The 22,133-nt window shown below is 54.5% G+C and carries 17 protein-coding genes and 1 tRNA gene; 5 read left to right on the top strand and 13 right to left on the bottom strand.

The window, feature by feature from the left end:
• Positions 1–69 precede the first annotated feature (69 nt).
• Positions 70–966: a PhzF family phenazine biosynthesis protein gene (locus ROO76_22980; GenBank protein MDT8071032.1), complete on the bottom strand. Its 897-nt coding sequence runs from the start codon at positions 964–966 to the stop codon at positions 70–72.
• 151 nt (positions 967–1,117) lie between these two features.
• Here ROO76_22980 and ROO76_22985 point away from each other — a divergent pair.
• A tRNA-Sec gene (locus tag ROO76_22985) sits at positions 1,118–1,216 on the top strand.
• A gap of 12 nt (positions 1,217–1,228) precedes the next feature.
• Here the strand turns inward: ROO76_22985 and ROO76_22990 are convergent.
• From ROO76_22990 to ROO76_23010, 5 genes are all read right to left on the bottom strand, one after another.
• The gene (locus ROO76_22990; protein ID MDT8071033.1) at positions 1,229–2,368 is read right to left on the bottom strand and encodes a site-specific integrase; all 1,140 of its coding nucleotides are present in this window, start codon (positions 2,366–2,368) and stop codon (positions 1,229–1,231) included.
• Positions 2,369–2,786: 418 nt separating this feature from the next.
• Positions 2,787–3,359: a helix-turn-helix transcriptional regulator gene (locus tag ROO76_22995; GenBank protein ID MDT8071034.1), complete on the bottom strand. Its 573-nt coding sequence runs from the start codon at positions 3,357–3,359 to the stop codon at positions 2,787–2,789.
• A gap of 282 nt (positions 3,360–3,641) precedes the next feature.
• Positions 3,642–4,292 (bottom strand): MT-A70 family methyltransferase, encoded by a 651-nt coding sequence (locus ROO76_23000; GenBank protein ID MDT8071035.1) that lies wholly within the window; start codon positions 4,290–4,292, stop codon positions 3,642–3,644.
• A gap of 575 nt (positions 4,293–4,867) precedes the next feature.
• Positions 4,868–6,016 carry a DGQHR domain-containing protein gene (locus ROO76_23005; GenBank protein MDT8071036.1) on the bottom strand — a complete coding sequence of 383 codons (1,149 nt, stop codon included), beginning with the start codon at positions 6,014–6,016 and terminating at the stop codon, positions 4,868–4,870.
• Positions 6,013–6,603: a hypothetical protein gene (locus tag ROO76_23010; GenBank protein ID MDT8071037.1), complete on the bottom strand. Its 591-nt coding sequence runs from the start codon at positions 6,601–6,603 to the stop codon at positions 6,013–6,015. Before ROO76_23010 ends, ROO76_23005 begins: the two co-directional genes overlap by 4 nt.
• Positions 6,604–6,879: 276 nt before the next feature.
• On the opposite strand from ROO76_23010, the gene ROO76_23015 reads away from it, so the two are divergent.
• The gene (locus ROO76_23015; protein ID MDT8071038.1) at positions 6,880–7,674 is read left to right on the top strand and encodes a BglII/BstYI family type II restriction endonuclease; all 795 of its coding nucleotides are present in this window, start codon (positions 6,880–6,882) and stop codon (positions 7,672–7,674) included.
• Between the two features lie 128 nt (positions 7,675–7,802).
• On the opposite strand, the gene ROO76_23020 is transcribed toward ROO76_23015, so the two are convergent.
• The gene (locus ROO76_23020) at positions 7,803–8,294 is read right to left on the bottom strand and encodes a hypothetical protein (protein ID MDT8071039.1); all 492 of its coding nucleotides are present in this window, start codon (positions 8,292–8,294) and stop codon (positions 7,803–7,805) included.
• 101 nt (positions 8,295–8,395) lie between these two features.
• Here ROO76_23020 and ROO76_23025 point away from each other — a divergent pair, with 101 nt between their 5' ends.
• Complete coding sequence (locus ROO76_23025) at positions 8,396–8,593, top strand: helix-turn-helix transcriptional regulator (protein ID MDT8071040.1); 198 nt, start codon at positions 8,396–8,398, stop codon at positions 8,591–8,593.
• A 783-nt stretch (positions 8,594–9,376) separates the two neighbouring features.
• Here the strand turns inward: ROO76_23025 and ROO76_23030 are convergent.
• On the bottom strand, positions 9,377–10,522 hold the full coding sequence (locus ROO76_23030) for a hypothetical protein (protein ID MDT8071041.1): 1,146 nt from the start codon (positions 10,520–10,522) through the stop codon (positions 9,377–9,379).
• A 56-nt stretch (positions 10,523–10,578) separates the two neighbouring features.
• Positions 10,579–11,469: a DUF3800 domain-containing protein gene (locus tag ROO76_23035; protein MDT8071042.1), complete on the bottom strand. Its 891-nt coding sequence runs from the start codon at positions 11,467–11,469 to the stop codon at positions 10,579–10,581.
• 186 nt (positions 11,470–11,655) lie between these two features.
• Here ROO76_23035 and ROO76_23040 point away from each other — a divergent pair, with 186 nt between their 5' ends.
• The gene (locus tag ROO76_23040; GenBank protein MDT8071043.1) at positions 11,656–12,174 is read left to right on the top strand and encodes a hypothetical protein; all 519 of its coding nucleotides are present in this window, start codon (positions 11,656–11,658) and stop codon (positions 12,172–12,174) included.
• A 306-nt stretch (positions 12,175–12,480) separates the two neighbouring features.
• Here the strand turns inward: ROO76_23040 and ROO76_23045 are convergent, their stop codons facing one another.
• Complete coding sequence (locus tag ROO76_23045; protein MDT8071044.1) at positions 12,481–13,581, bottom strand: hypothetical protein; 1,101 nt, start codon at positions 13,579–13,581, stop codon at positions 12,481–12,483.
• A gap of 349 nt (positions 13,582–13,930) precedes the next feature.
• On the opposite strand from ROO76_23045, the gene ROO76_23050 reads away from it, so the two are divergent.
• A complete protein-coding gene (locus ROO76_23050; GenBank protein MDT8071045.1) occupies positions 13,931–14,437 on the top strand; it encodes a ferritin-like domain-containing protein in 507 nt (168 codons plus the stop codon).
• 128 nt (positions 14,438–14,565) lie between these two features.
• Here the strand turns inward: ROO76_23050 and ROO76_23055 are convergent, their stop codons facing one another.
• The 3 genes from ROO76_23055 to ROO76_23065 all read right to left on the bottom strand — a co-directional run bounded on the left by ROO76_23055 (position 14,566) and on the right by ROO76_23065 (position 22,015).
• Complete coding sequence (locus ROO76_23055) at positions 14,566–17,370, bottom strand: hypothetical protein (GenBank protein ID MDT8071046.1); 2,805 nt, start codon at positions 17,368–17,370, stop codon at positions 14,566–14,568.
• Positions 17,371–17,490: 120 nt separating this feature from the next.
• Complete coding sequence (locus ROO76_23060) at positions 17,491–19,572, bottom strand: hypothetical protein (GenBank protein MDT8071047.1); 2,082 nt, start codon at positions 19,570–19,572, stop codon at positions 17,491–17,493.
• Positions 19,573–20,128: 556 nt separating this feature from the next.
• Positions 20,129–22,015, bottom strand: a complete 1,887-nt coding sequence (locus ROO76_23065) for a tetratricopeptide repeat protein (GenBank protein ID MDT8071048.1) — start codon at positions 22,013–22,015, stop codon at positions 20,129–20,131.
• Between the last annotated feature and the right edge of the window lie 118 nt (positions 22,016–22,133).

A 22,133-nucleotide genomic window follows, 5' to 3' on the forward strand; every position in this document is an offset into this window, starting at 1 on the left:
TGGCAAGCGCCGAATGTGACTCGGAAAATAAAAAAGTAAGGTCCGAGAATTCCCGCGACGCGAGCGTTCTTATGCTATCCCCAAAACCGCTTCGCCCCGAAATACCTGCACCGCGCTTCCCCCAATGCGCACGTCTACCACGAAGTCATTCTCGCGCTTTGCGCGCATGTAAATCTTGCTCGGCCGCAGCATCTCGATGCCTTGCTCAATCATCCCCTGCTTCTCGCTCGCCAGGACTCCGTGGCGCACCGCCCAACCCGTGCAGCAGCCCGCAGCCGAACCCGTCGCTGGGTCTTCGCCGTTGTAGAAAATCATCCTCGCGTGCAATGTTGCCTCGCGATCGATTGTCTCCCGACACACCAGGTAAAAAAACTTCGCGTCGGTCCGCTTCAAATACTCCGCCGCTTTGGGCCAGTAGAGGGAAAACGTCTGCAGTGTCTTCAGCGAACGCAATGGCACGATTGCGAATGCCATGCCCGTCGAAACTGTCTGCACCGGCGCCGAAGGATCCAGTTCGCTCACTTCGAGTCCGAGGGCCTTTGCCGCCGTTTCGGGATCATGAATCTGTCCGAACACGGGGTCCTTCTGCCGCATTTCGCCGAAGACCAGTCGTCCATTGTCGCGCCGGAACTCCAGCGGAATCTTCCCCACCGGAAGGTCCAGCGTAACAGCGTCCACGCCGCGGCTCGCCGCCAGGTACCACCCCGTACCGAGCGTCGGATGCCCCGCAAATCGCAACTCCTCCTGAGTCGTGAAGATGCGCACCTTCACGCCTTCCGCGGCTTCCACTTCGGCCGCACGCGGAAGAATGAAAGTCGTCTCCGAAAGATTCGTCTCGCGGGCCAGCGCCTGCATCTCTTCCGAGGAGAGCCCGGTGGCATCGGTGAAGACCGCCAACTGGTTTCCCTCCAGCGGACGCGAAGCGAAAACATCCATCTGCACGTAAGAAAAGTGTCGGTCTGCCATCTCTTCAGACTATTCCGCGCCGGCAAGATTCTCAATCTGCAAATCTGCACCTAGACACTGACTCGCACGACGCCGTGTTCTTCCCCCCAAACCTGCGCTGACGCACTAACGTCGCCTTCACCCGATGTTGTAAATTATTTAGATCGAATGCGGAAGCGCATGGGATCCGGTGATCCTCCCGGTCTTCAAAACCGGCGCGAGGCATCTTCGCGATGTCTTGGGTGTGTTCGACTCGCACACGCTTCCGCCAAATTTCAAGGGGTTAGCTGGGGCTGCAATCAGTTCCGCAATCAGTTTGCGGCAGGGGGCTCAAGGCCAACCTAGCAACTTTTGAGCTTGCCTGTTCCATCTCGTCCGTCACCACGTCGCCGTACACGTTCATGGTGGTTCGGATGTCCGCGTGACGCATTAGCTTTTGCTGCACGGCAACAGTCGTACCCACAGCATCCAGCCAAGAGCGGTAGGTGTGCCGCATAACGTGAGTGCTCACGCCGATCACACCCGAAACCTTCCCCGCCTTCTTGTATGCATCATTGAGACTGTCAGCAGAATATGGACGGCGGCCAACACTGGCCGGTGATGCGAATACCCAATCATCGGCTGCCTTAAACTCCGTCTCTTGCTTCCACGCTTTCAGAACATCCAACATCTCCGCATCGATAGGCAAAGCCCGATCCGAGTATTCGGTCTTTGTTTCACCTACTCGCTGCCGGACGATGCTGCGTTGAATGCGAAGGGACCCATTAAGCCAATCCACGTCTGACCATTTCAACCCGAGTGTTTCCGATATTCGCAATCCGAAACATACGCAGGTCAATGCCATCGTCCGGAAAGGCTCTTCCAAGCGCTCAAGCAGTCTACGGAATTCCTCCACAGTCAGACTGCGCGGCTTACGCACCCGCTTGGATGCGCCCGGAATTGTTACAAGGCTCATGGGGTTGCGAGCCGTGGGAACATCTCCGCGCCACATTGCGAAGTCCCATAGCAGCCCAATTAAGAAGCGGATAGATGACCGGCTTCGCGGGGTGAGGTTCAATGACATTAGCCACAGCTCTACAGGCCGCGCCTGCAGCTCAGTGATCGATGAAGCACCCCAACGCGGTTGCACGTAGAGACGTAACCACACATCGTATGACCGCCGCGTGCTGTAGCGTTTCGGCATCTTCTCTGCCCGATACTGCTCTATCAATGTGGCGACGGTTGGCACTCCCGCCACGGGCTCTTTCTTAAGTGAATTTCGGAGAAGCTCTGCGGCCCGCCGCGCATCCCCTTTCTTGGGAAAGTCGCGCAGTGCGCCGATCGTTCGTGTTCTTCTGCTTCCGTTTTCGCAGAACAGGAAATTCCAGACCTTCCGACGTTTGTCGAAGACGACACTTCCTTGTTGATACCGTGCTCGCTTCACTTTTCCACTCCTTTCGTAACGAGCACAGACGGCGGAGTGGAGCATAGCACGTCTAGGTCTTGCCCCAAGAGGGCGGCATCCAAATCGGCTTTCCTAAACCTCCAGACGCGGCGCTTAGTCCCAGAGAGCGGATAGCCTCGATACTTCTTTTCTCTAACCCAAAGCAGCAATGTCCGGGGTTTTACCTTCAGGTAGCTGGCCGCTTCCTCAGCAGTCAACCATTCCTCGTCTGCCAGCCCGATAACTCTCTGCATTATTCCTGCGCTTCGCATGTCTGCGGATGCCCCTCACACTTTGTCGTAGGCTGCAGCGACAGCGTAGCCGTTGCGTGTCGTCGCGTCTCACCTAACTTCGCTTGAAAACCGCGAGAGTGGAACCGCGTTTTGGTTGCCGATTGGTGGCGTTTAGGTGGGAGTGCCTAAGACTTATTCGGCTTGGGATACTTGCTAATATAATCGCGAATGTTCTTTGCAGCTTCAGGATGCGGCTTACGCTTGCCCCTCTCCCACTCGCAGACGGCCTTGTGATCGTATCCTATCTCTTCAGCCGCTTTCCGTTGTGAATGACCAGCCCGAAGGCGGGCGGCGCGAAGTTCTTCTCTAAGACTTTCATCGGACAGAACATCCGGTGATGAATGCCCTTCGATTTCGAGTTTCTTGGCAGCAAATCTAAGAATGTCGTTGGCCCGCGCCAGATGTTCAAATCTGAAATCCAGCAGCACGTCGGTTCCATCAGGCCTGTAGGCACTTGCACTGCTGGAGGCTTCTTCGTAATCGTCCACCTTAAACTCGAAACCTTGCCGAATGCGTCGAAATTCCGAAACTGCGGCTGGAATCTTGTCTTCGAGCAGCGAAAGGCAGTATTCCGCTCTACCTATCCAGTCGTGGATTTGAGCCGAGGATGTACCCGCACTTCCATCAGAGATTTTGCTGCCTGCAGCGATCAGGTGTTCTATCTCTTTCAGCAGTTGCGCGTAAGACTTGCCGGACAACTGCGTCTCCATCGCCTCGTCTTGCGGCCCTGATTCAGGCATTCAGTAAATGAGAATAGCATTTGCCCAACCCCTCGGTCAGGTTGAAAGCAGCTTTGGCGTTTGCGTATGTTGAACCACTCGACCAAACGTGTCAATTTGTCAATTACCGCTGGAGATGCAACTGGTTGCAGCGACGACTCTCCGGCGTCTCCACTTCCCTTTAATGAAGGGTACGGAATGAGGCACAAGCATTTTGGGGGCTGGGGAAGACCTATTCTAGGTACGGAGGGGTAACGAGGATTAGTCACCAGCTGCAAACTGTGAACACAGGGCGCCCGCACGAGAATGATTGCGGTACGTTTTCCAAGTTGGCTGATAGGTATCGTCAGCCTGATTGCCCCAACACACCCACCCTTCTCGTTCGCCTCGGGCGAACAGTTCCAGATATGGACCCCGACTACACGCTTCCAGAATTCGATATTGTTCGTCAGGTTTTCGGGAATGCTCGCGCTTTCTGCTGGAGAGATAGTTGACTTGCGTCCTACCCGCCTTAAGCGTCCGAGCGTTCTTTCCGCGAATGCCAAAAAGAAGTAGTTCAGTGACATTGCGGAAATAGAATCCAACACCACGGCCATCAGACCCGCCATCTTTCCGGATCTTATGCCACACGAGATTGCTCTTGTATTGGAAGCCCCAAGCGTTCAGCACCTCGATGCCCCAAGGGAGAAGGGCATTGGGCACCCATAAATAGAGGTGGCACACTTCATCAGCAGCCTCCATTACCGGGAGGGTTTTGATCTCATCGAAGGTGAGCGTCGCGTATCGAGACAGCCGCTTATGTTCTGGCGCAATCTTGCCTGTTCTGTTCTGAAACTGCCACGGTGGGTCGACCAATATGGTTCCAAATTTCCTTCCGGCTAGAAATCTATTCAGATCGTCAGCTGCGTTCATTGTTCTTCTCCCGTCGGTTGAAACTGAAATGGCTGTTGTTGCAGTCTGGTTCTCGTCCGACGCAGTGCTTCGGCCCGGTCTGGGCGTGGCTTTCGTAGTCGCCCGGGCTCATGTCCGCTCATGTCAACATCAAACCGTGGCAGTCCGATATCTCTGATAAACGCTCCGGCGGTGTCAAGCGACGCAAATAGCCGAATCGCACCCCGAGTCGTAGCGAGAGTCCGCTCTCCAGTTGCAAACCGCAAGGAAACCGAAAACCCCTTCGCTTGGCCGGTTACGGTGGCTACTACATTTGGCGATGCCTGTATCAACTCCCGGAGGACTGGTTCTTTGATGGTGCTATTCGGTTCCATCGAGTCGGATAATAACATTGATAGCTGTGCAAAATACGAAAAGATACGCGCAAATAACGTTAACTGCTGTTATCGCCCAATCGGATCAATTCGGTTGCAGTGTGGGCGAATGAATAGCGAAAGTCAACTGGAAATGATCAGTCTGCTGGCAGCGCAGATTCCCGACATGTGATACGCATCGTCTGTTTGAGCCGCACTAGCTTTGAGGTTCTCTGGAGGTGGTCAGCTCTCAACGCCCTTCCAAATCGCGGATTCTGAGATTCTTGTGTCGGCTTGCAGCTTCCTGTACAACTCAGATTGGCCGCTCGTTCCCGGCTTAAAGCGATCTGGAGTAAAGTCATCGCTTTCAAGCTTGACTCGGTCAAATATGGCTTTGAATTCGGCTGTAGGAATGACCATATCGCGAGCCACGGTGAGATATGCTAGAGGCAAAAACCTCATCAAAGCTCTGTAACCCGTTGTACGATTTAGGACGATTCCAGTCCTCTTCAGCTCCCACGCTTCTGGCCAGCGTTGAGCGACTGCAGTGAAGTAGTTCCACATAACACGAGCAATCTCGGCATCTCGCTCCTGTACGAACAAATTGCGGAAGATCAGTTTCTTCACCCGCACAGCATCTGGCGGTATTTCAGGTAGGGTCTTACCTCTCTTGAGCAGGTCGCGATCTTCCATAGCTGTGATGTCATTGCTTGTGATGTATCGAATTAGTGGTTGAATGAACGCCGCCTGCGTGAGGCTCTCATTCGGGTGACCTGTGGCTGTGCCCAATATCATGATCCGCCTGAAAAAGGGGCTCCCTTCACGAGTATTGAGAAGTCGAGCAATGTTATGGCAGGTCTTTTGTGGGCTTCGTGTCTCCGCAAATTCATAAAGGTCGAACACAAGGGACTTACTGACCGGTGTCTGTTTCAGATTGATCGTCGCGAAGAGTAACGCTTGATCCTCCATATCCATATCAACAAACATTGTGACGTTAAGTTGAAATGTCGGACCCTCGTATGCGACTAATCCTTGAATGCGGTGTTGACCGTCGATGATTTTGGCCACATTCCCGTCATTCCTAATCCTCATCACATGGGTTCGTTCGTCATACTCCGCGTCATCAGCATTTATCGCGATGATTATTCCGGTTGGGAACGAAGCATCCACACTGTTGACATATTTTTGGAGTTCCTCAACACGCTTGTTGGAAAGTGGACGTTGTATCCCGGAAATTATCTCGATGTCCCGTTCGCCCTTCTCTATTCGTCTCCGATCCGCGAAGGAGATCCTCACGAGATCATGGCAATCGATTGCACCAATGTAGAACTTGCCGATTGGCTGCACCAATTCAATGCATGAAACGGTAATCCACTGCTCCGTCGGAGTCATTGAGGATTCTCTAAACTGTCGAAGTCATCCGACAGCTTCTTTTCCTTTTGCTTAGCTATACCCCTGACATTTGGGCTTATCCGCTGCTGATCAAGCAAAAAGACCAGAAACGAAAAAAACAGACTGAACGTCAACAATCCCAAAGAAAATCGCACGATGAACTCGTTGTTGACCGTGGCTGGCAAGCTTAGGAGATTCGCTGTCTTGATTGCCGCGTATAGTGCAATGGAACTCATCAGTGTCAAAATCGCGAAAAGGGCGAACATCTCGCGATGAACAAAAGGGAATGTTTCTGTGTCTTTGGAAATTAACCTCGTGGAAGCAGCAATCAAAGTTGCGGCGTAGATTACAAATTCGCCGTGGACCACAAAGTCATGCCAGTCGAAAGACTTGGTGGAAAGCCCCCAGACCAGCAGCAATCCAATGATCACGGGCAGAAAACCACATCCAACTGTGTATGCAAGCCACTTGCCGGAATTTCGCCAGTTCTCACGACTGCAGGTTCGTATAGCGGAAAAGAGATTCACTGGATTAACCGGTGCCATAATCTGAGTGCCGTCCTGAAGCTGCCGATACTTTAAGGACAATGAGTTCTGCTCTTGGTCCTAGCTGCTGGGATTTAAGGGGGAGCGAATTGCCAGCCGCCGCCCCTATCGATTCCGCCCGAAGGCTAAAACCCTTATAGTATCCGCTCAGCGCCATACAGGCGAGCTTTTCCCTGCTCGTGTTGCAGAAGTGCTATTCATTCCTAAATTGCCCCGGGCTCTCGTAGATCACTGTTATCAGATAGCTTAATCGCACCACATCCGCAATTCGCGTTTACAATTCAGAATTTCGCGAAGTACACTGGGCCTGTAACCATCATGTTGGAGAGGCTCAGGGAACGCGGGTTTGAAGTACAGTGCGAATCGCACGCGGCGGCGATTCTGGACCGAGATTTCCCAGCCGCTCTCACTGATATTGAACAAGCATTGCTCAACTTCGAGGTGCCCATCACCGAGATCATTGGCTCCGGCGGAGGTGAGACAAAGGGAACCCAGCGACTCCGTCGCGCTCTTACTGACTTGGGTTGGCCATACCGCAGCTACGAAATCAGAAAGACTATCAATGATGTGCCGAGGGAATCGGTTTCCCACGAAGTCGATCATGTGAAAGCATTTACGGGTGAATGGGAAGGCACAAAAGAAATTGCCCTTGAAATCGAGTGGAACAACAAAGATCCGTTCTTTGATCGCGACTTGGAGAACTTTAAGCGACTGCACGCGGAAGGGGCAATCAGCCTTGGCGTTGTAATCACACGCGGAACATCTCTGCAACGGGGGATGCGTGACATCGTACTCCGTTATGCACAGGACCGGCATATAGATACATTCGAGGATTTGGCTCGCATGGGGTTGGGACTTACGGCACCGCAACGAGCGGATGTCGAGCGTAGGTTCAGACGCACCGAAGATTTTCCTGCGTCGTGGGCGAGTGTCTTTGTTGCTAGTAAATTCGGCGAAGCAACAACGCATTGGAGAAAACTGATGGACAGAGTCAGTCGTGGCGTTGGTAGTCCCTGTCCATTACTGTTGATCGGTTTCCCCGCTCAAATCGTGACCTTCCGCGAAGCTGAACCCGCCGATGACGAAGCTGCCCCTATTGACGAGATTTTATGAACCCACTGAGTCTTCCTACTTATGTACTGTCGGGCTCCAGGTCACCCCTTAACCAGCATTTGTCAATTATGGAAATTGATTGCAGCAGCGCGCTTCCCGCAGTGTTGAAAGGGTAAGTGCAACAAGCGTTATTTCACTTCATTACGGCACGATGTCTTGTAGTGCTCTTCAAACCAACCAGCCTCATGCCTGAGTGAGCCGTCCCCATCTCTTTCAAATGTGGTCCAACTTGCAGATTCAGCCGGATTGCCATCAAGATCGAGGGTCAAGACAGAGTAGAAACGGGTGTAACCAGCATACCCACCGAAGCGGTTCTTGGAGTTGACTTCACCACAGAGGGTGTAACTGCCCACCATGTCCTCGCCTGTGTCGCAAGCGTGCGTGATCACCGCACGGAAGAGTTCGACGTTTCTGAACTGCGCGGAGTCCGGGTCTACCAATTCTCGTTTTACCCGTTCTTTCATGTAGACATCGCCGTTTTGGCCAAGCTTTTCGGCTGCTTCTACCAACTGTTGGCAGGCACTCTTCTCGTGCACTGATCCAACCTTCGGCGACTTACAACCAACCAAAGTGAAGGTGGTTGCAAATACCATGAATATGACGTAATTAGTACGATTCATCTATCCTCCTACGTCTGAATTCAAGCGTTTGTCGTCTTTGGCCGATTTATCGGCGAAAGACTACACTCCATTATTGTGGCGTGTCCACGCCAAATATCACGATGCGGTTTGGAATCCGCTTGCGGCACCTTCGCAGGAAAAACGGCTGGACTCAAGTAGTCATGGCGGACACAGTGGGTATTGATCGCAGCTACATCTCGGACATGGAGTGCGGGAAGAAGAACGTTTGCTTGCCGACACTCGAGATCATTGCGCAAGCATTTGGGATGACGATCGCACAGCTTCTGAAGGGTTTGTAAGTTGTAGTCACACAATCGAGCAATCAATAATCTTTCAGCCCCCTCTTTCGATTTTTAGAAGATCGTCATAAGAGCACTCGCCGTCGCCCGTGAAGCCTGCTGGTCTGTTGTGGTTACGTAACGCATCGTGCTGTTTATGCTTTTGTGCCCGAGTTGCCGCTGAACCAGTGCCAGGTTTGTATTGGCGGCTACCAAGTGACTGGCCAAGCTGTGTTTCGCAACGTGGGGATGTCGTTTCTCTGGTGGTAAGCCCGCTGCTTCTGCAACCGAACGGAAAATCCTGAAAAACTGGCTCCGGTCAAGCCGTCCGCCTTTCTGACTTAGAAATAGATAGTCAGACCCGTCATTCGGGCGTTCTCTCAGCCATTCCCGGAGTGCCCGGTGCTCATTCAACAGCGGCTCTCCTCGGTGCTCCGCGATAGCCTGAGTTGTGCGAAGCGAGCCTTTTAACCTTTGGATAACGATGTCACCGTTTCTGAGATCGACATCGGCCAACCGCAGATTGCAGACCTCCGATGCGCGAAGCCCGTGTTTATACGCAACCAAACACATAGCCCATTCCCGCGTTCGCTTCGCCTTTGCCGCTCGCAGAAGTGCTAAGACCTCAGCGGGTTCAAGATGGATCATCGAGTGGTTCCGACCTGTTCGGGACTCTGTCATTTGATTCCTCCGTGAAATGCAACTTTATGTAGTGGGGCCATCAGCCTATGTGCTCCCTTAATTCTTTTGGTTGGAACTTTCCAGAATCGAGGAATGCACCAGAATGGATAGTTTGTTGTATTTTCATCGGCTTTTCTCTTCAGTTGCAACCGTTTCGATTACTAGCCCATCGCGGCACCAAAACTCGGGGCGCCATTCGTCATTTGGATCAACCCTGCCGTAAAATTCAAACGCCTTGCATACGGCGTACATGTGGTGCCACATGCCCGCGAAGCGGACGTCGTCGCCTGCGCTGTGAAAACCATCCACACACCAGCGCGGGATCGGCTCAGGGTTTTTCCATCTCTCGTTCGCATCATCTAGCATTTGGGCAACCTCATTCGCCGTAACTGGCTCGATCGCATCGGCCACAGGAGTTACGCCGCCTGCCATTAACCATGCTGCTTGACAGAGGAAATTGTTGTCGCCGGATAGCGCCGACTTTGATCGGAGGTGAATGTGTGCTAAGGCTTCGGCCAGTGGATGTCGATACTTTTTCGCCAACCCCAAAATCGCTTCCGCCTGCTTCGTGCTTCCCATTCGTGCATCTGAGAGACCCATCACACCGGCCAAGGCAGTCGTCTTTTTCTTTTCTTCAAGACCTCGCTCAATGAGCTTGATCATGTTTTCAGGAGTACGTGGCAGTGCCGAGTATGCGAGTTCGCGTTGCCCGATCATGCCGGAGTAAATGTAATCGGGGCCGCCTGTTGACGGGTCCCACCAGCAAGGAACTTTGCAGATTCGGACTGCTTCAGTGGCGAGGTCAGCAACAGAAGTTTCTCCTCGCCTGCAGAGCACCCGAAAGTTGTCAGATACAGCTTCCATGACCGCAATGGAGTGCCCGTCTTCCGCCGATCCGATTAGCAGTCGTCTCGCCGTTCGGAACCGAAATTCCCGTTCGGTGAACTTGTCGAGATAGACGAGCCAGTAGACTGCATCCTCGTTGCGACGAAGCCGAAGCGACTTCACAAGGGCGCTGAGTGCCTGCGAAAAAGTCGGATGGCTACTAGGACGAAAGGCACGCACGCGATAAAGGCCGACTGCGCCCAGATGCTGGCAATTGCCACGTCCGTCGGAAAACTCCGCGCAATCACAGGTCCTGTCCGCTAGAGAGATGGTGTTCCATTCATCTCCGCTAAACGCCTTCAGGCGCAGGATGGTGCTCGATTGACGACTTCTTCCTCCGGATGGTGCAAATGGCAAGCGCTGTTGTAGCGGGCTGTAGAGCATGTAATTGTCCCTTGGGGAACCTATGCTTCAAGAAACTTTTCGATGTCAAAGGAAATTTACTTTTGCTGCGGAATGTTTTTGGCTGGAGCCTTGTCTGCCTCGTGTTGAGGTTCGTAATTCCAGAAGTTCAGTGGATGAGATTGTTTTCGTGTGCGGAGTCCGCGACTACTACGGAACGATATAGGCATCCTGTGTTTCTTCATGATTCCTTCAAGCTCATACAGCACAGTGCATTTCTCGGACTCGCCACCAGTGAACTTTTCCTTCGCTCGGTAAAGGTGCTCTTGTCCTGTGTTCTCGTCAAACCATTCTCGGTAACGATCAAAGCGTTCTCGTGAGAATACAGCCATCCCGACGAAAAGATCAGCCACTTGGATTAGGGGATATTCATGCGAGCAGCACGGTTGCAGTTGCAGAATAGAAAACTCGCGCTGAAACATGACCTTGAAGGACTCAGGGTTACGCAACATCCGAGAAGACATGCTCGCCCGATACAAGTATTCGTCCAGCCCGTTCCAGTTCACCGAATCCTGCTCGTCCGGATAAAGCCGCCAACATGCGCCCACCGGCCATTTTGTGCGTAGGACGTTGCGAAAGAGGTGATAGTACATGCGATGGAAGTTGGCCTGATCATCACGGCTCCTGACGTTGTGCCGCGAGTCCTTGGTGTCCCACGTCAACGCATCAATCCGAATAGTCCCGAGCCTACGTACGACCCACTCGATTATTCTGACCGCAGCAAACCTGTCGCGCGCTGTTCGCAGTTTGCTCCACTTGAATTCGGTCACGCCGCTCTCGGCCAACAGGTTGGAGACCTCATGCTGAGCAGGCATAAGATGCTCTGCTGGAAGCGTAATGATCCCTAATCCCCGAAAACGCCCAATGTTCTGCTGGCTCTCATCGGAGAACGCTAAGTGCGTTGGTGTCGGTATCGCCACGATCTGCATGGTACAGCGCGATCCTCAGTAAGGCACTGAATTCCTTCATGCGCGTTTCAGTCCGGAGTTCGGGAACGAAAGTCTCTTTGAATCGAACTTGTCATCACGATCCAATGTGAAGGATTTGGAAATTGATTGCACCGCTTGACAAACCCCGCCCTTGTGCGAAGCTACTGTGCCGGGGAGAGATTCTGCATGAGTCGAACTGCGAACTTTTCACGTACCCTCTGTGACACGCTGAATGGTAGCGGCACCGCATACAAATGGAGGATCGGAACGCCTCCTTATCCCTGCGACAATAAGGAATGCGTGGACGTAATCGGCGAGAACCGAGACAGGATCGTTCTGATCGAAGTGGAGCTGCGTAGAACCGCCCCGGTCACAAACATCGTAAAGATTTGGAAATGGCTGGCTGAGAAAAATCTCTATCTCGGCAAGTACGTTCTCGTCGTGCAGACGTTCTCCGCGTACTATGACGGCCAGCCATCCTTTCAACGTGACAACGCGATCTTCCTCGGCGAAGAGATGCAGCTCATTCTTGGCGAAAGCCGAGTGAGATACCTTCCCGTCAACTTCCCGTACTCGCCATACAAAAAGCGCGTCACCTCATCCGTTACGGAGGGAGGCGGCGCGATGCGCCGTGCGGCCCGTGAGCTTGCCACAACCCTTGCTTCGGCGGTTGATCGACCCCGCATCTTGACGGCTGCGACCTAAGAGGAGTCGGCAGTCCATTTCCGACAGTCAAGAAGGCAATGGCTTCTGTTATCGAGTGGACTCGATATGAGAGCTAGTGAAAAAGATGTCGATAGAGTATTGGGATAGAGCCGTAGAAGCTTCATTGGTGCTGCTGGGACGGGTTATAAGGTCTTGGCCGCCCATAGTTGGTGGGATGAGTTGAGACATTACAGGTCAATCTACAGAGTTATCCGACAAGAATTTCCGGGGATTGAGGAACTGCGACACCGCTTCTTTTGGCAATTGATTGCGCGAATTGACAAATTCACTGCAAAGGTTGACCCTCTACAATTCCGCTGAGACCTGAGTTTTTTCCGCAGCATCAAGGTCCGCCCACATCTTCTCGGCCTCTTTCTCAGTGCCGTAGAGCAGAATGTGCAGTTGTTCGACATTTGGTTTGAATGGCTTTTCCTTTGCCGTCACCGATAGTTTCGACCCGTATGCATTGTGCTCAAGAAGTTCTGCCGACCCCTGATTTGCTGTGGTGGGAGGTATGGTTTTGTCCGACGTACCCATGTACAAGTTGACTGCTACGGCGTGGTGCTTCAGCAAGAACCCGATGTGGGGGGCGGTTGGGAACGATCCCACTCCGGACATCGCTGACGCCTTCGTGGCGAATTTCCACCAGTTATTCACGGCGTACTGAATGACGTCCTTGGTCTGCGCTCCCACTTTGTCTGCGAGCATCTTCAGTTGTCCGCGGTCTCGTCCCGTCAACTGCTTTTGAAAGCCTCCGCCAACGCTCGCAATGCGAGACTGCCAGAATGAGACGAGACTTGAGAGGGGCACCGCCTCGTTCTGTAACAATTTCATCTTTTCTTCTTGCTCTTGTTGTTCGGTCTTTTCTCCCTCTTCCTCCTGCTGCTTGTTCTTGGTTTTCTCCTGTTCGTTCTTTGCGCAGTTCACTGCGCAGGTTCTTATGTCGGTAATCTCTGTTGTTATTTCTGTATATGGCTGTACCTTAGGGGTACACCCCACTGTACCCTTTAGGGTCATCTCGGTTTGTCCTTTGGCCCCTTCGCTTGCTAGCCCAAGAGCCTTCTGCAGGTTCTCCTGCAAAAGACGGGTGTGGCTCATGGCAATTCCTCCAAATTTCATGACCCGGACTTCCACGAGACCTTTCTGTTTCAACACAGACATGGCCCGCAGATACTGCTTGCGGGTGATCCCGCACTCTGTCATCCATTCTTCTCGAGTCTTCGCCACCCACAAGAAGCCCTGACGCCGGACGCGCAGTTTGCTTTTGCCCACCTTGTTTGGCTCGTGCCAAAACACGATTTGGGACAGCAAAGCTCCTACAATCAAATCGCCGCCAATTTTAATGAGTTCCGGTCTTATTACGATTGGTTGTTGCGCGATGAGGATAGCGCCAAGACTATTCGACATACTTCGTGCCTCGTTTTCGGGGAGCAAACGGTGAGTCTCGTGCAATCAGTCTGCAATCAGTTAACGTGAACCACCCTGCTCTTGCGTATACTTCCGTTGCCGTCCGTGCTCTGTAAGTACTTCTGTTTACGTTTGCAGGCGGATTCGACTCGCACACGCTTCCGCCATTTTCATCCGAGTTTCACTCTCTTCGCTGCAGTGCAGCGGCGATCACTTTCAACCCTACTGAGCCTGTCCTTTTCCGCCGCCCTCGATTTCCACATCCAGCCCCCGATTCATGGTCCCCCACAGCACAACAGGCGCCCCATCGCACACATCTCACCCGATAAATCCCAGAGGAGAGTTCCGTATGGCCCTGTTTTCCATGGATATCAACAACCTCAAAGAATTATTCATTGCGCAATTGCGAGGCCTGTATGACGGTGAGGACCAGATCATTGATGCCTTGCCGAAACTGATCGAGAAGGCGAACAGCCCTGAACTGAAGAGAGCTTTGCAGCAGCACCTCGACATCACACGTCAGCAGAAGGCCCGCCTGGACCAGATCTTCCAGGGCCTCGGCGAAAATGCCTCGGGACAGAGTTCGAAGGGACTGAAAGGCATTATCTCCGAAGGCGACAGCCTGGTGTCTGACGCCGAGAACGCTTCAGTACGCGACGCCACCATCATCGCCGCTGCACAGAGAGTCGAGCACTTCGAAATCGCCGGCTACGGGACGGTCAGAACCTACGCCCAGCAGCTGGGAAGACCGGAGTTCGCGCGGATCCTCGAACAGATCTTCAGCGAGGAGAAAGAAGCCGATCAGAAGCTGAGCGAAATCGCCGCCAGCATCAACATCGAAGCCAAGGCAGCTTAGTTAAACCAGGACCCATCCAGCAATGCCCCCGGATGGGACCATTAAAGCCAGACGGCAATCGGCTCGAACCTTTGCCGTCCGGCTGCTCTCAGACCAAACGTTAGTCTGGTCTTCCCCCGAGAAGGTGGCTACTTCTCAAAAATCTCCAGTACTGGATACATGGTCGTGGTCTCCGTAGAGATGAGTACAACCTTGTTTGGAGAAATTATGAGGAACTTCTCTTCGTATGTTCCGAACGTCGTTTGGTCTGCGCTGCCATCACCTGTTGCGCCGTTTTCAACGGCATACGAGCCGCCCACCGACTGGTCCGGGTCATTCCTCTCGTCGGGACCGGAGTAGTCCCTCATCATGTCCCAGTTTCCATCTCCGTGGAAGTTTCTGAGCCCGGCGTCATGAACAACGTTGTTGGTGGCAGAATCCGAACTGCCCCCAAAATACTCCCCATTGAGAGTTTCGTTCGTGAAGGGAGTGCCGCTCTGGGGTTCGAAGAAACCGAATCGTACGTCCCCACCCTCGGGAGTGTCATATTGGAGGATGAAGCCGGTGTTCGGGGCGACCAGGTATGCAATATACGAGGTGCCGTAAAAGATACTCAGGTCCATAGTTGTGCGACCGGAGGATTCGACTGTGGAGTAAACGCTGGTTCCGGCTCTGGCCCATTGACCGCCCCAGTTCTCCTCGTACATGCCCTGGCCTAAGCCGTTGGTCAGCGCAACTTGGGCAATTCCTGCGATGGTGCGGACAGGCGTCAGTGCCCTGCGAATACCCGTCATGTAGACGACTATCCCGCCGTTGAGCGATGCCGTTGAATACGGTTGTCCCGTTTGCTTCAAGATTGTTCCAATCAACAGAGGTGAATCAAATCCGATCGTGTCGGCCACCATCACGTAGAGCTCGCTGGCGTTTACCATGTAGAAGCTGAAGTTGATATTGGTTCCACTGGCAGAAACGGCAAATGTGCCACGTCCAGACGACATCCCGGTTGTCGAACTCATGGCCAGCGAACCGGTGAATGTCGCATGCCCGCTTGGTCCTCCCGAGCTGGACGAATCCAGGCTCGTGTTGCTGACGCCACCAGCACCATCCAGGTGACCTCGCGCAATTGCCGCGTTTCTTTCATCTCCTGACACGGCCAGTCCGGATACGCCCATGACGTAATCGCCACTCAATTTAGGAAGCGAGAAATCAGAGGACGTCTGGCGTTTGAACCACCCGGAACCGTACCGGCCCGTCTCTTCAAACAAGATGAAATGACCACGGTCGCCCGTCGAACTGAGCGCAAACCGGAACTGGAAAGATTCGGTCGTGGTCAGAGTCATTACGCCGCGGTTTTCGTCGCTATTCACCTGGTACGTTCCCGTCAGCGCCTGCTTGATCGCATGGTACGTATGCCCCGTCGCATTCATGCCGTTCATGTCGATCAGGCCCGTGATGTGCCCATTGCCGTCCGCAGTCATGCTGCCGATCGCGTCAAGCGGTTTGCCGGTCGCATCCCAGCCTGTGAACGTGAACGCATACATGCCGCTTAGTTTCAAGTTCGGATCATTGATGACGGTGACCGTCGCGGTATCTGTCCGTGACGGATCGGCAACGGCTGCCGCCTTGATCGTCACTGTGGCTGGACTTGGAACCGTCGCAGGCGCTGTGTAGAGTCCCGTCGAATTGATTGTGCCGCAACTATTGCCGGTGCAACCCGTTCCGGAGACACTCCACGTTACGTTGCTGTTCGTTCCGCCCTGCACCGTGGCGCTGAACTGTTTAGTAGTACCGATATTGACGTTGGCTGTCTTTGGCGAAACCGTCACCGTGATCGGCTTCAGAGTGACGACACCCACGTCCGCCTTCGAATTGTCCGCCACCGAAGTCGCGACCACGTTCACCGTGAACTCGCTCGAGATGGACGATGGCGCCGTGTAGAGTCCGTTCGCATCCACCGTCCCGCAGGCTCCTCCACCGCACGAAGTTCCGGAAACGCTCCAGGTAACGGTTTTGTTCACATGATTTGCGACCGTGGCGCCGAACTGATGTGTGTCTTCCGGATACAGACTCACGGTATCGGGTGAGACGCCGATTACTATGGGATCCATCGTCACAACCGACTGCGCGGTCTTCGTATTGTCGAACGCCGAGATCGCCTTGACGATCGCCGACTGATGCGTCGTCACCAGGCTGGGTGCGTGATACATCCCCGACGCAATGCTGCCCAAGCCATTCAGGTTCCAGGTGACCCCGTTCTGTCCCGTAGGTGCGTACGAAACCGTTGGCGTGAACTGCTGGGTCGCTCCCGCTTCCATCGTCATGTCGCCCGGCGCAAGTGTGACTACCGGGGCCTTCAGAGTTACCGTGACCGTTGCCTTCTTTGTACTGTCGAAGTCGGAGGTTGCGGTCACGGTGACGGTCGCGTCCGTGGTGACCTTCGCCGGAGCAGAATAAAGACCGTTGGCATCGATGGTTCCGCCACCGGTGACGCTCCAGGTGGCGGTAGTATGCCCGCTCGGTGCATCATCAACACTCACCGTGAACTGCTTAGTGTCAGCGCTGATCAGGGTCAAGCTGCTGTTCGGCGACACCGAAATAGCCACCGCCGACTGGGTCACCGTCGCGGTCCCGACAATGTTCGTGTCTTCCTGCGAAGTCGCTTTCACCGTCACCGTCGTGTCCGACGGAATCAATGCCGGGGCGGTGTACAGGCCGCTGCTGTTGATCGTTCCACAACTCGAGGTCGAGCAGGTAACGCTCCAGGCAACCGCCGAGTTCAACGCGCCCGTCACTGAAACTGTGAACTGTTGAGTCTGCCCCGCGATGACATTCGCGGTCGATGGAGAAACGGCCACGCGGACTTGGCCGCCGTCAGTCCCGCCACCACCTCCCCCACAGCTCATCACCAGCAGACCCAGGGAGAATAGAAATAAGACTGCAAGATTCTGCTTCATAGCTGTTCGCTTTCTCGCCGAATGTAGCTGTGTCTTTCAGTTCGGCGACAAATACGGTCCCCGGTACACCCAATAAGTAAGGTCCGACGAACGAGTACGAGACTCGCTCGCCGGAAAGGTTCACCTCTTGATAATCAGAACCATAGGATTCTCGTCGCCCGGGTCCACCGACAGGGCGATCTCAGAGTCGAGTCCAAGCATGTAAAGCACAATCGCGCTCCCGTCTGAGAGGTTTCCTGTCGCCCTTCCATGAAGGCCAAATGCGTACGTCCCGCCAATCGGTTCTCCAACCGACTGGCCCCCTATGTCGTGAATATCTTGTGTTCCGCTGAAATGGCCGACCCCATCCGAGTAGAGAGAACCGGAAAACATCATCATCTCCGGCGACGGTAGCGCGAATGGACCGGAAACGTAGTCTCCCGAGAACACCGAGTTGTCGTTGGGGGCGCCACCGGGAGCCATTAACCATTGGAATCCGGCGAGCACATCCGCCCCGGCGCTCGCCATCCAGACGGATCGATCACCCGTTATCAGGTAGAACGTGACAGGAGTTGTCTGTGTCGCGCTGAGCGGGAGATCGGCAGTGCCGCGGCCATTCGGAGCGATGGTGTAGTTCGCGCTGAGATTCGAACTCGATGTGATGACACCCGCTCGATTTTGGTCGAATACACCGTTCTGGAGATGTCCGGCACCATCGCTCGCAAAAGTGCCGGCCAGAACCGTAGATCCTCCGCCCGCGACTTTTCCCGCCATCGCGAAGATCCGCAGTATGTCGCCCCAGGAAGCGTTGCTGTAGTTGGCCAGGGCTATCGGGAAAGATTGATAGATCTGTCCCCTCAGCAGCGGGGTGGCGGAACTGATCGGATCCATCGAGACCATGAACATGGCCGCAGGCTCCGATGTAACAGGATAGGTTCCCGGAATATGGGACTGCCTGGTATAAACGACATAGAACGCAAAATTGATGGCACCCAGCCCCGCGATATTCATGGCAGCGGTGCCCCGGCCGTTCGAATTCACCGCGTAGGTTCCACTCCAGAGGGCGGTGCTCGGCGGGTTCGCAGAACCATCGTTGATGTCAATTAATCCGTCGCTGAAATGACCCGCAGCGTCAGAACTGACCCTTCCGACCGCCGCGATGCGCGACCCGGTCGAGCCTGCTCCCACGAGGCTTAAAACGTACTCGCCCGAAACCGTCGAGTTTGTAAAGCCCAGCGGGTCCTGCCGGGCAAACAGGCCGGAACTGCGCGTTCCAGTGTTGTCGAACTGGATCATCCGGGCTTCGCTGGCGTCGGCATTCAGCGCGAAGCGAAATTTGGCGGTCCCCAGCGAACTCGTCAGAACCAATTCGCCGCGACGATCTGCCCCGAGCGTGTACGTGCCAGTAAACGCAATTTGAGAGTGAGCCCCTGACGCACCGTTGATGTCCTGCAGTCCGTTGAGCAGATGACCATTGCCATCCGCGACGAAGCTTCCGGCTGTATGCATCGCACCGCCAGCATTAAAGCCGCTCAGCAGGAATGCATAGTGACCATTCAATTCGGCCAGAGAAGAGCCACCAATCGTGACTACTGCCGTTCCGCTCTTCGCAGAATCGGCCTGCGACGTTGCGGTGATCGTCACTGTCGCCGGGTTGGGTACCGAAGATGGTGCAGTGTATAGCCCATCCCCGGTGATCGTCCCGCAGGACGTTCCAGTGCATCCCGATCCTGTTGCAGTCCAGGTGACGGCCGTATTCGAGGTGTTTTGCACCAGAGCCGTGAATTGCTGGGTACCGCCCAGGGAAACATTGGCGCTGACGGGAGAGACCGACACTGCTATGCCGGCCAGGATCGTCACCGTTGCCGTTGCCGCCTTGGTGGAGTCGTCTTTCGACGTCGCGAGGACAGTTACAGTAGCTGGACTGGGTACAGCCGACGGCGCGGTATAGAGTCCATTTGCAATCGTGCCGCACGTAGTAGACCCGGAACAACCGGAACCGTATACGGTCCAGGTCACCCCATTGTTTACCGGGTTTTGCACCGTTGCCGTGAATTGTTGCGTCTCCCCGGTCCTCACGCTTGCCGTTGTGGGGCTCACGGTCACGGTGAAGTCCGTCGTCTTATCTTTGCCCCCACCGCCGCCGCCGTCGCTGCTGCCACCACCGCAACCCGTCAGGAAACAAAGAGACAAAAGGGAGAGAATTGCCAAACGGTTTCTCATGGCTACTCGCTTTCTGTCGGACCTCTTACTTCGAGTCCGGTATCCAAATGGCCACCTCATTGGCGCCCGTACAAAAAAGGCGACCGGAATGTCCCCCGGTCGCCTTCTCCCGTTCAGTTGCTGGAATCGACTGGCGGTTGAATCAGTCGAGGGGTCGCGCTACCTGACGAGACGTCGACCATGAGGTCGGAGTGCGGGCGGATTGGTGTTGGCCACGTCGTCCTCCCCGCATCCTTCGCCAGGATCGCCGCCATCCAGCAGACTGAAGCAAGCTAAGTTCAGCCCGACTGGCGGAGTCTTTGTTTGTCGCTGAGGTCCTGCCCGCACACAGAAAATCTCGGATTCACAACCGGGATTCGGACTGCGGCTAACTCTCTGGCCGGGAGGACGTGCCAACACCGACGCGAACTATCGCGGTGAGCAATCAGAAATACAAGTTAAAGGGGGTTACAAATCGAACCGGCTGTTTGTGTAAAACGATCAGCAACTTACGACCCCGTGGCTTGGCCGATTTAACAGTTAAACCGCCACTTGATTCTGAAGTTCTCGGAGTCTCTCAACGCAAGCGAAGTTTCTTCAGTGTTGCGATGTACCTCGGGTCAGAACGGACTGGATCGAAAATCGGATCTACCGCGATGAACGGAAGGTCAGGATCGTGGCGTGCATAGGCAAGATCGAGGTGCCGGAAGACGTTATCGAACTCGAGAAGTCCCAGAAAGATGTAGGCTTGGTAGACATCAGAGGACACCCCTGTCCCGCGGGTAGCCTCGATTTCGTTCACTAGTGTGCGGGCTTCATCCTGGCGCCCCATGATTGCGTAGAGACGCCCGAGTCTCCCAATCGAATACTGCTGGTTGGCATTGATGGCCACTGCCTCTTTGTACTCGCTGATCGCGCTCTCGCGATTTCCCTGTGCCTCATACGCGACACCGAGAATCGCGTGCGAGGAAGCCATCTTCGGATCCATGTCGAGGATTTCTCGCGCGACGCGACCCGCTTCGCCATAACGCCTTGCAAGATACTCAATAAATGCGAGTTGGTTCGCAGTGGCAAATGACAGCGGATCCAATTCCTTGGCCTGCCGCGCCTGCGACCGCGACTCATCGAACCTGCCCAGCGGTGCCAAAGCAACCGCATACCACATGTGAGCCCTTGCATCGCTGGGATTCAATTGCAGGGCGCGCTGAAAACTCTTTTCCGCAGCAACGTGATCGTAGTCGTACGAGAACTGAACCGTGGCCAGCGCAGCGTACGCTTCCGATATGCTGTCATCGAGCGCCAGTGCGTGCGTCGCGGATTCCCTTGCACATTTCATGTATTCCGCGGTGTCAGAGAATCCACTGCTTTCCCATCCCATCGTGGCGCACACATCGGCAAGCGCGGAGTATGCTGCCGCAAATTGCGGGTCCTTCTGGACAGCCCCTTCAAAGAACTCCGCACTCTTCGCGAGATTCTGTCTCCAGTTCAGAGTCCCGATCGGCTTCCGGAAGTAGGCTCCTTTCCAATAAAGAAGGTTCGCCTCCGGGTTGCCGCTGTATTGAACAGGTCGGTGTTCCGATTGCCCGTTACCGACCATTCGAAGAGCGACCGCGTTCGCAATCTTCTGAGAGACATCGTTCTGCACCATCAGCGGATCATGCCCGGTGCCTTCGAAGTTCTCCGCCCACAGATGAACCGAGTCGGACGCATTGATCAACTGGGCCGTTACCCGTATCCGGTCTCCCCACTTGCTGACGCTTCCTTCCAGGATTGCGTCCGCTTTCAACTGGCGCGCAATGGTTGCGATATCGTCTCCGCGCTTGAACCGGGAAGAAGAAGTCCGCGCAATCACGCGGAGATTCTGGTGTTTAGCCAGGTCGGTCGTCACTTCGTCCAGCAATCCAAAGCACAGGTACTCGTTCTCCGGATCGCTGCTGAGGTTTTCGAATGGCAGAACTGCAATCGTTCGAGGGATCTTGGCAGTTTCCTGCCGGGTTCGCACACCAAAGTAGGCGCTGATGCCGGTCAGCAAAGCCGTCGCTATCGGCAGCAGTATCCAGGTACGGCTCCAGTGGGATTTCCGAGCAACCGCAGTCGAATCAAGCCCACCCTTTTCCGCCCGAAACACCGGAACATATGATCCCCTCGGTAGCTCGACCCGAACGCCCTCAGACTTCCCATTGTTTTCGTAGTAATGCTCCAGCAGATCTCGAAGACGCTTCGCTTCTACTCGCACCAATGAATCCAGCCGCGGATCGTATGACGCAGGCCGCGCAAACACTTCGACCCCGATCGTGTATTCCTTTAACCGTTCGCTTCGCCCGGAAAGGGCTTCATTCACAACGAACGTCAAAAAACGCTGCAGTTGTGGAGAGCGAGAGAATTCCACCGAAGTGACGATTCGCTGTAGCGCGGCGCGAACGTGGGGTGCAGTGACATCGGCCTGTTCCGTGAACGGCTGCATCGTCCTGGCCTCAAGCACGTCACAGGGCCCATTTGTGTGAAAGCTTAGGAGGATTCAGCTTCTGAATGCAAGGACTCTTTCTTCCGAACCACCGGCGGACCTGTTTTCGCTAAAATAG

The sequence above is a fragment of the Terriglobia bacterium genome (assembly GCA_032252755.1).
Lineage (GTDB): Bacteria > Acidobacteriota > Terriglobia > Terriglobales > Acidobacteriaceae > JAVUPY01.

What these genes read in the sequence shown, in the direction of transcription:
- ROO76_22980 (MDT8071032.1), bottom strand. Translation starts at nt 966, where the DNA reads ATGGCAGACCGACACTTTTCTTACGTGCAGATGGATGTTTTCGCTTCG.
- ROO76_23000 (MDT8071035.1), bottom strand. Translation starts at nt 4,292, where the DNA reads ATGAACGCAGCTGACGATCTGAATAGATTTCTAGCCGGAAGGAAATTT.
- ROO76_23005 (MDT8071036.1), bottom strand. Translation starts at nt 6,016, where the DNA reads ATGACTCCGACGGAGCAGTGGATTACCGTTTCATGCATTGAATTGGTG.
- ROO76_23015 (MDT8071038.1), top strand. Translation starts at nt 6,880, where the DNA reads ATGTTGGAGAGGCTCAGGGAACGCGGGTTTGAAGTACAGTGCGAATCG.
- ROO76_23020 (MDT8071039.1), bottom strand. Translation starts at nt 8,294, where the DNA reads ATGAATCGTACTAATTACGTCATATTCATGGTATTTGCAACCACCTTC.
- ROO76_23025 (MDT8071040.1), top strand. Translation starts at nt 8,396, where the DNA reads ATGCGGTTTGGAATCCGCTTGCGGCACCTTCGCAGGAAAAACGGCTGG.
- ROO76_23030 (MDT8071041.1), bottom strand. Translation starts at nt 10,522, where the DNA reads ATGCTCTACAGCCCGCTACAACAGCGCTTGCCATTTGCACCATCCGGA.
- ROO76_23035 (MDT8071042.1), bottom strand. Translation starts at nt 11,469, where the DNA reads ATGCAGATCGTGGCGATACCGACACCAACGCACTTAGCGTTCTCCGAT.
- ROO76_23040 (MDT8071043.1), top strand. Translation starts at nt 11,656, where the DNA reads ATGAGTCGAACTGCGAACTTTTCACGTACCCTCTGTGACACGCTGAAT.
- ROO76_23045 (MDT8071044.1), bottom strand. Translation starts at nt 13,581, where the DNA reads ATGTCGAATAGTCTTGGCGCTATCCTCATCGCGCAACAACCAATCGTA.
- ROO76_23050 (MDT8071045.1), top strand. Translation starts at nt 13,931, where the DNA reads ATGGCCCTGTTTTCCATGGATATCAACAACCTCAAAGAATTATTCATT.
- ROO76_23055 (MDT8071046.1), bottom strand. Translation starts at nt 17,370, where the DNA reads ATGAAGCAGAATCTTGCAGTCTTATTTCTATTCTCCCTGGGTCTGCTG.
- ROO76_23060 (MDT8071047.1), bottom strand. Translation starts at nt 19,572, where the DNA reads ATGAGAAACCGTTTGGCAATTCTCTCCCTTTTGTCTCTTTGTTTCCTG.
- ROO76_23065 (MDT8071048.1), bottom strand. Translation starts at nt 22,015, where the DNA reads ATGCAGCCGTTCACGGAACAGGCCGATGTCACTGCACCCCACGTTCGC.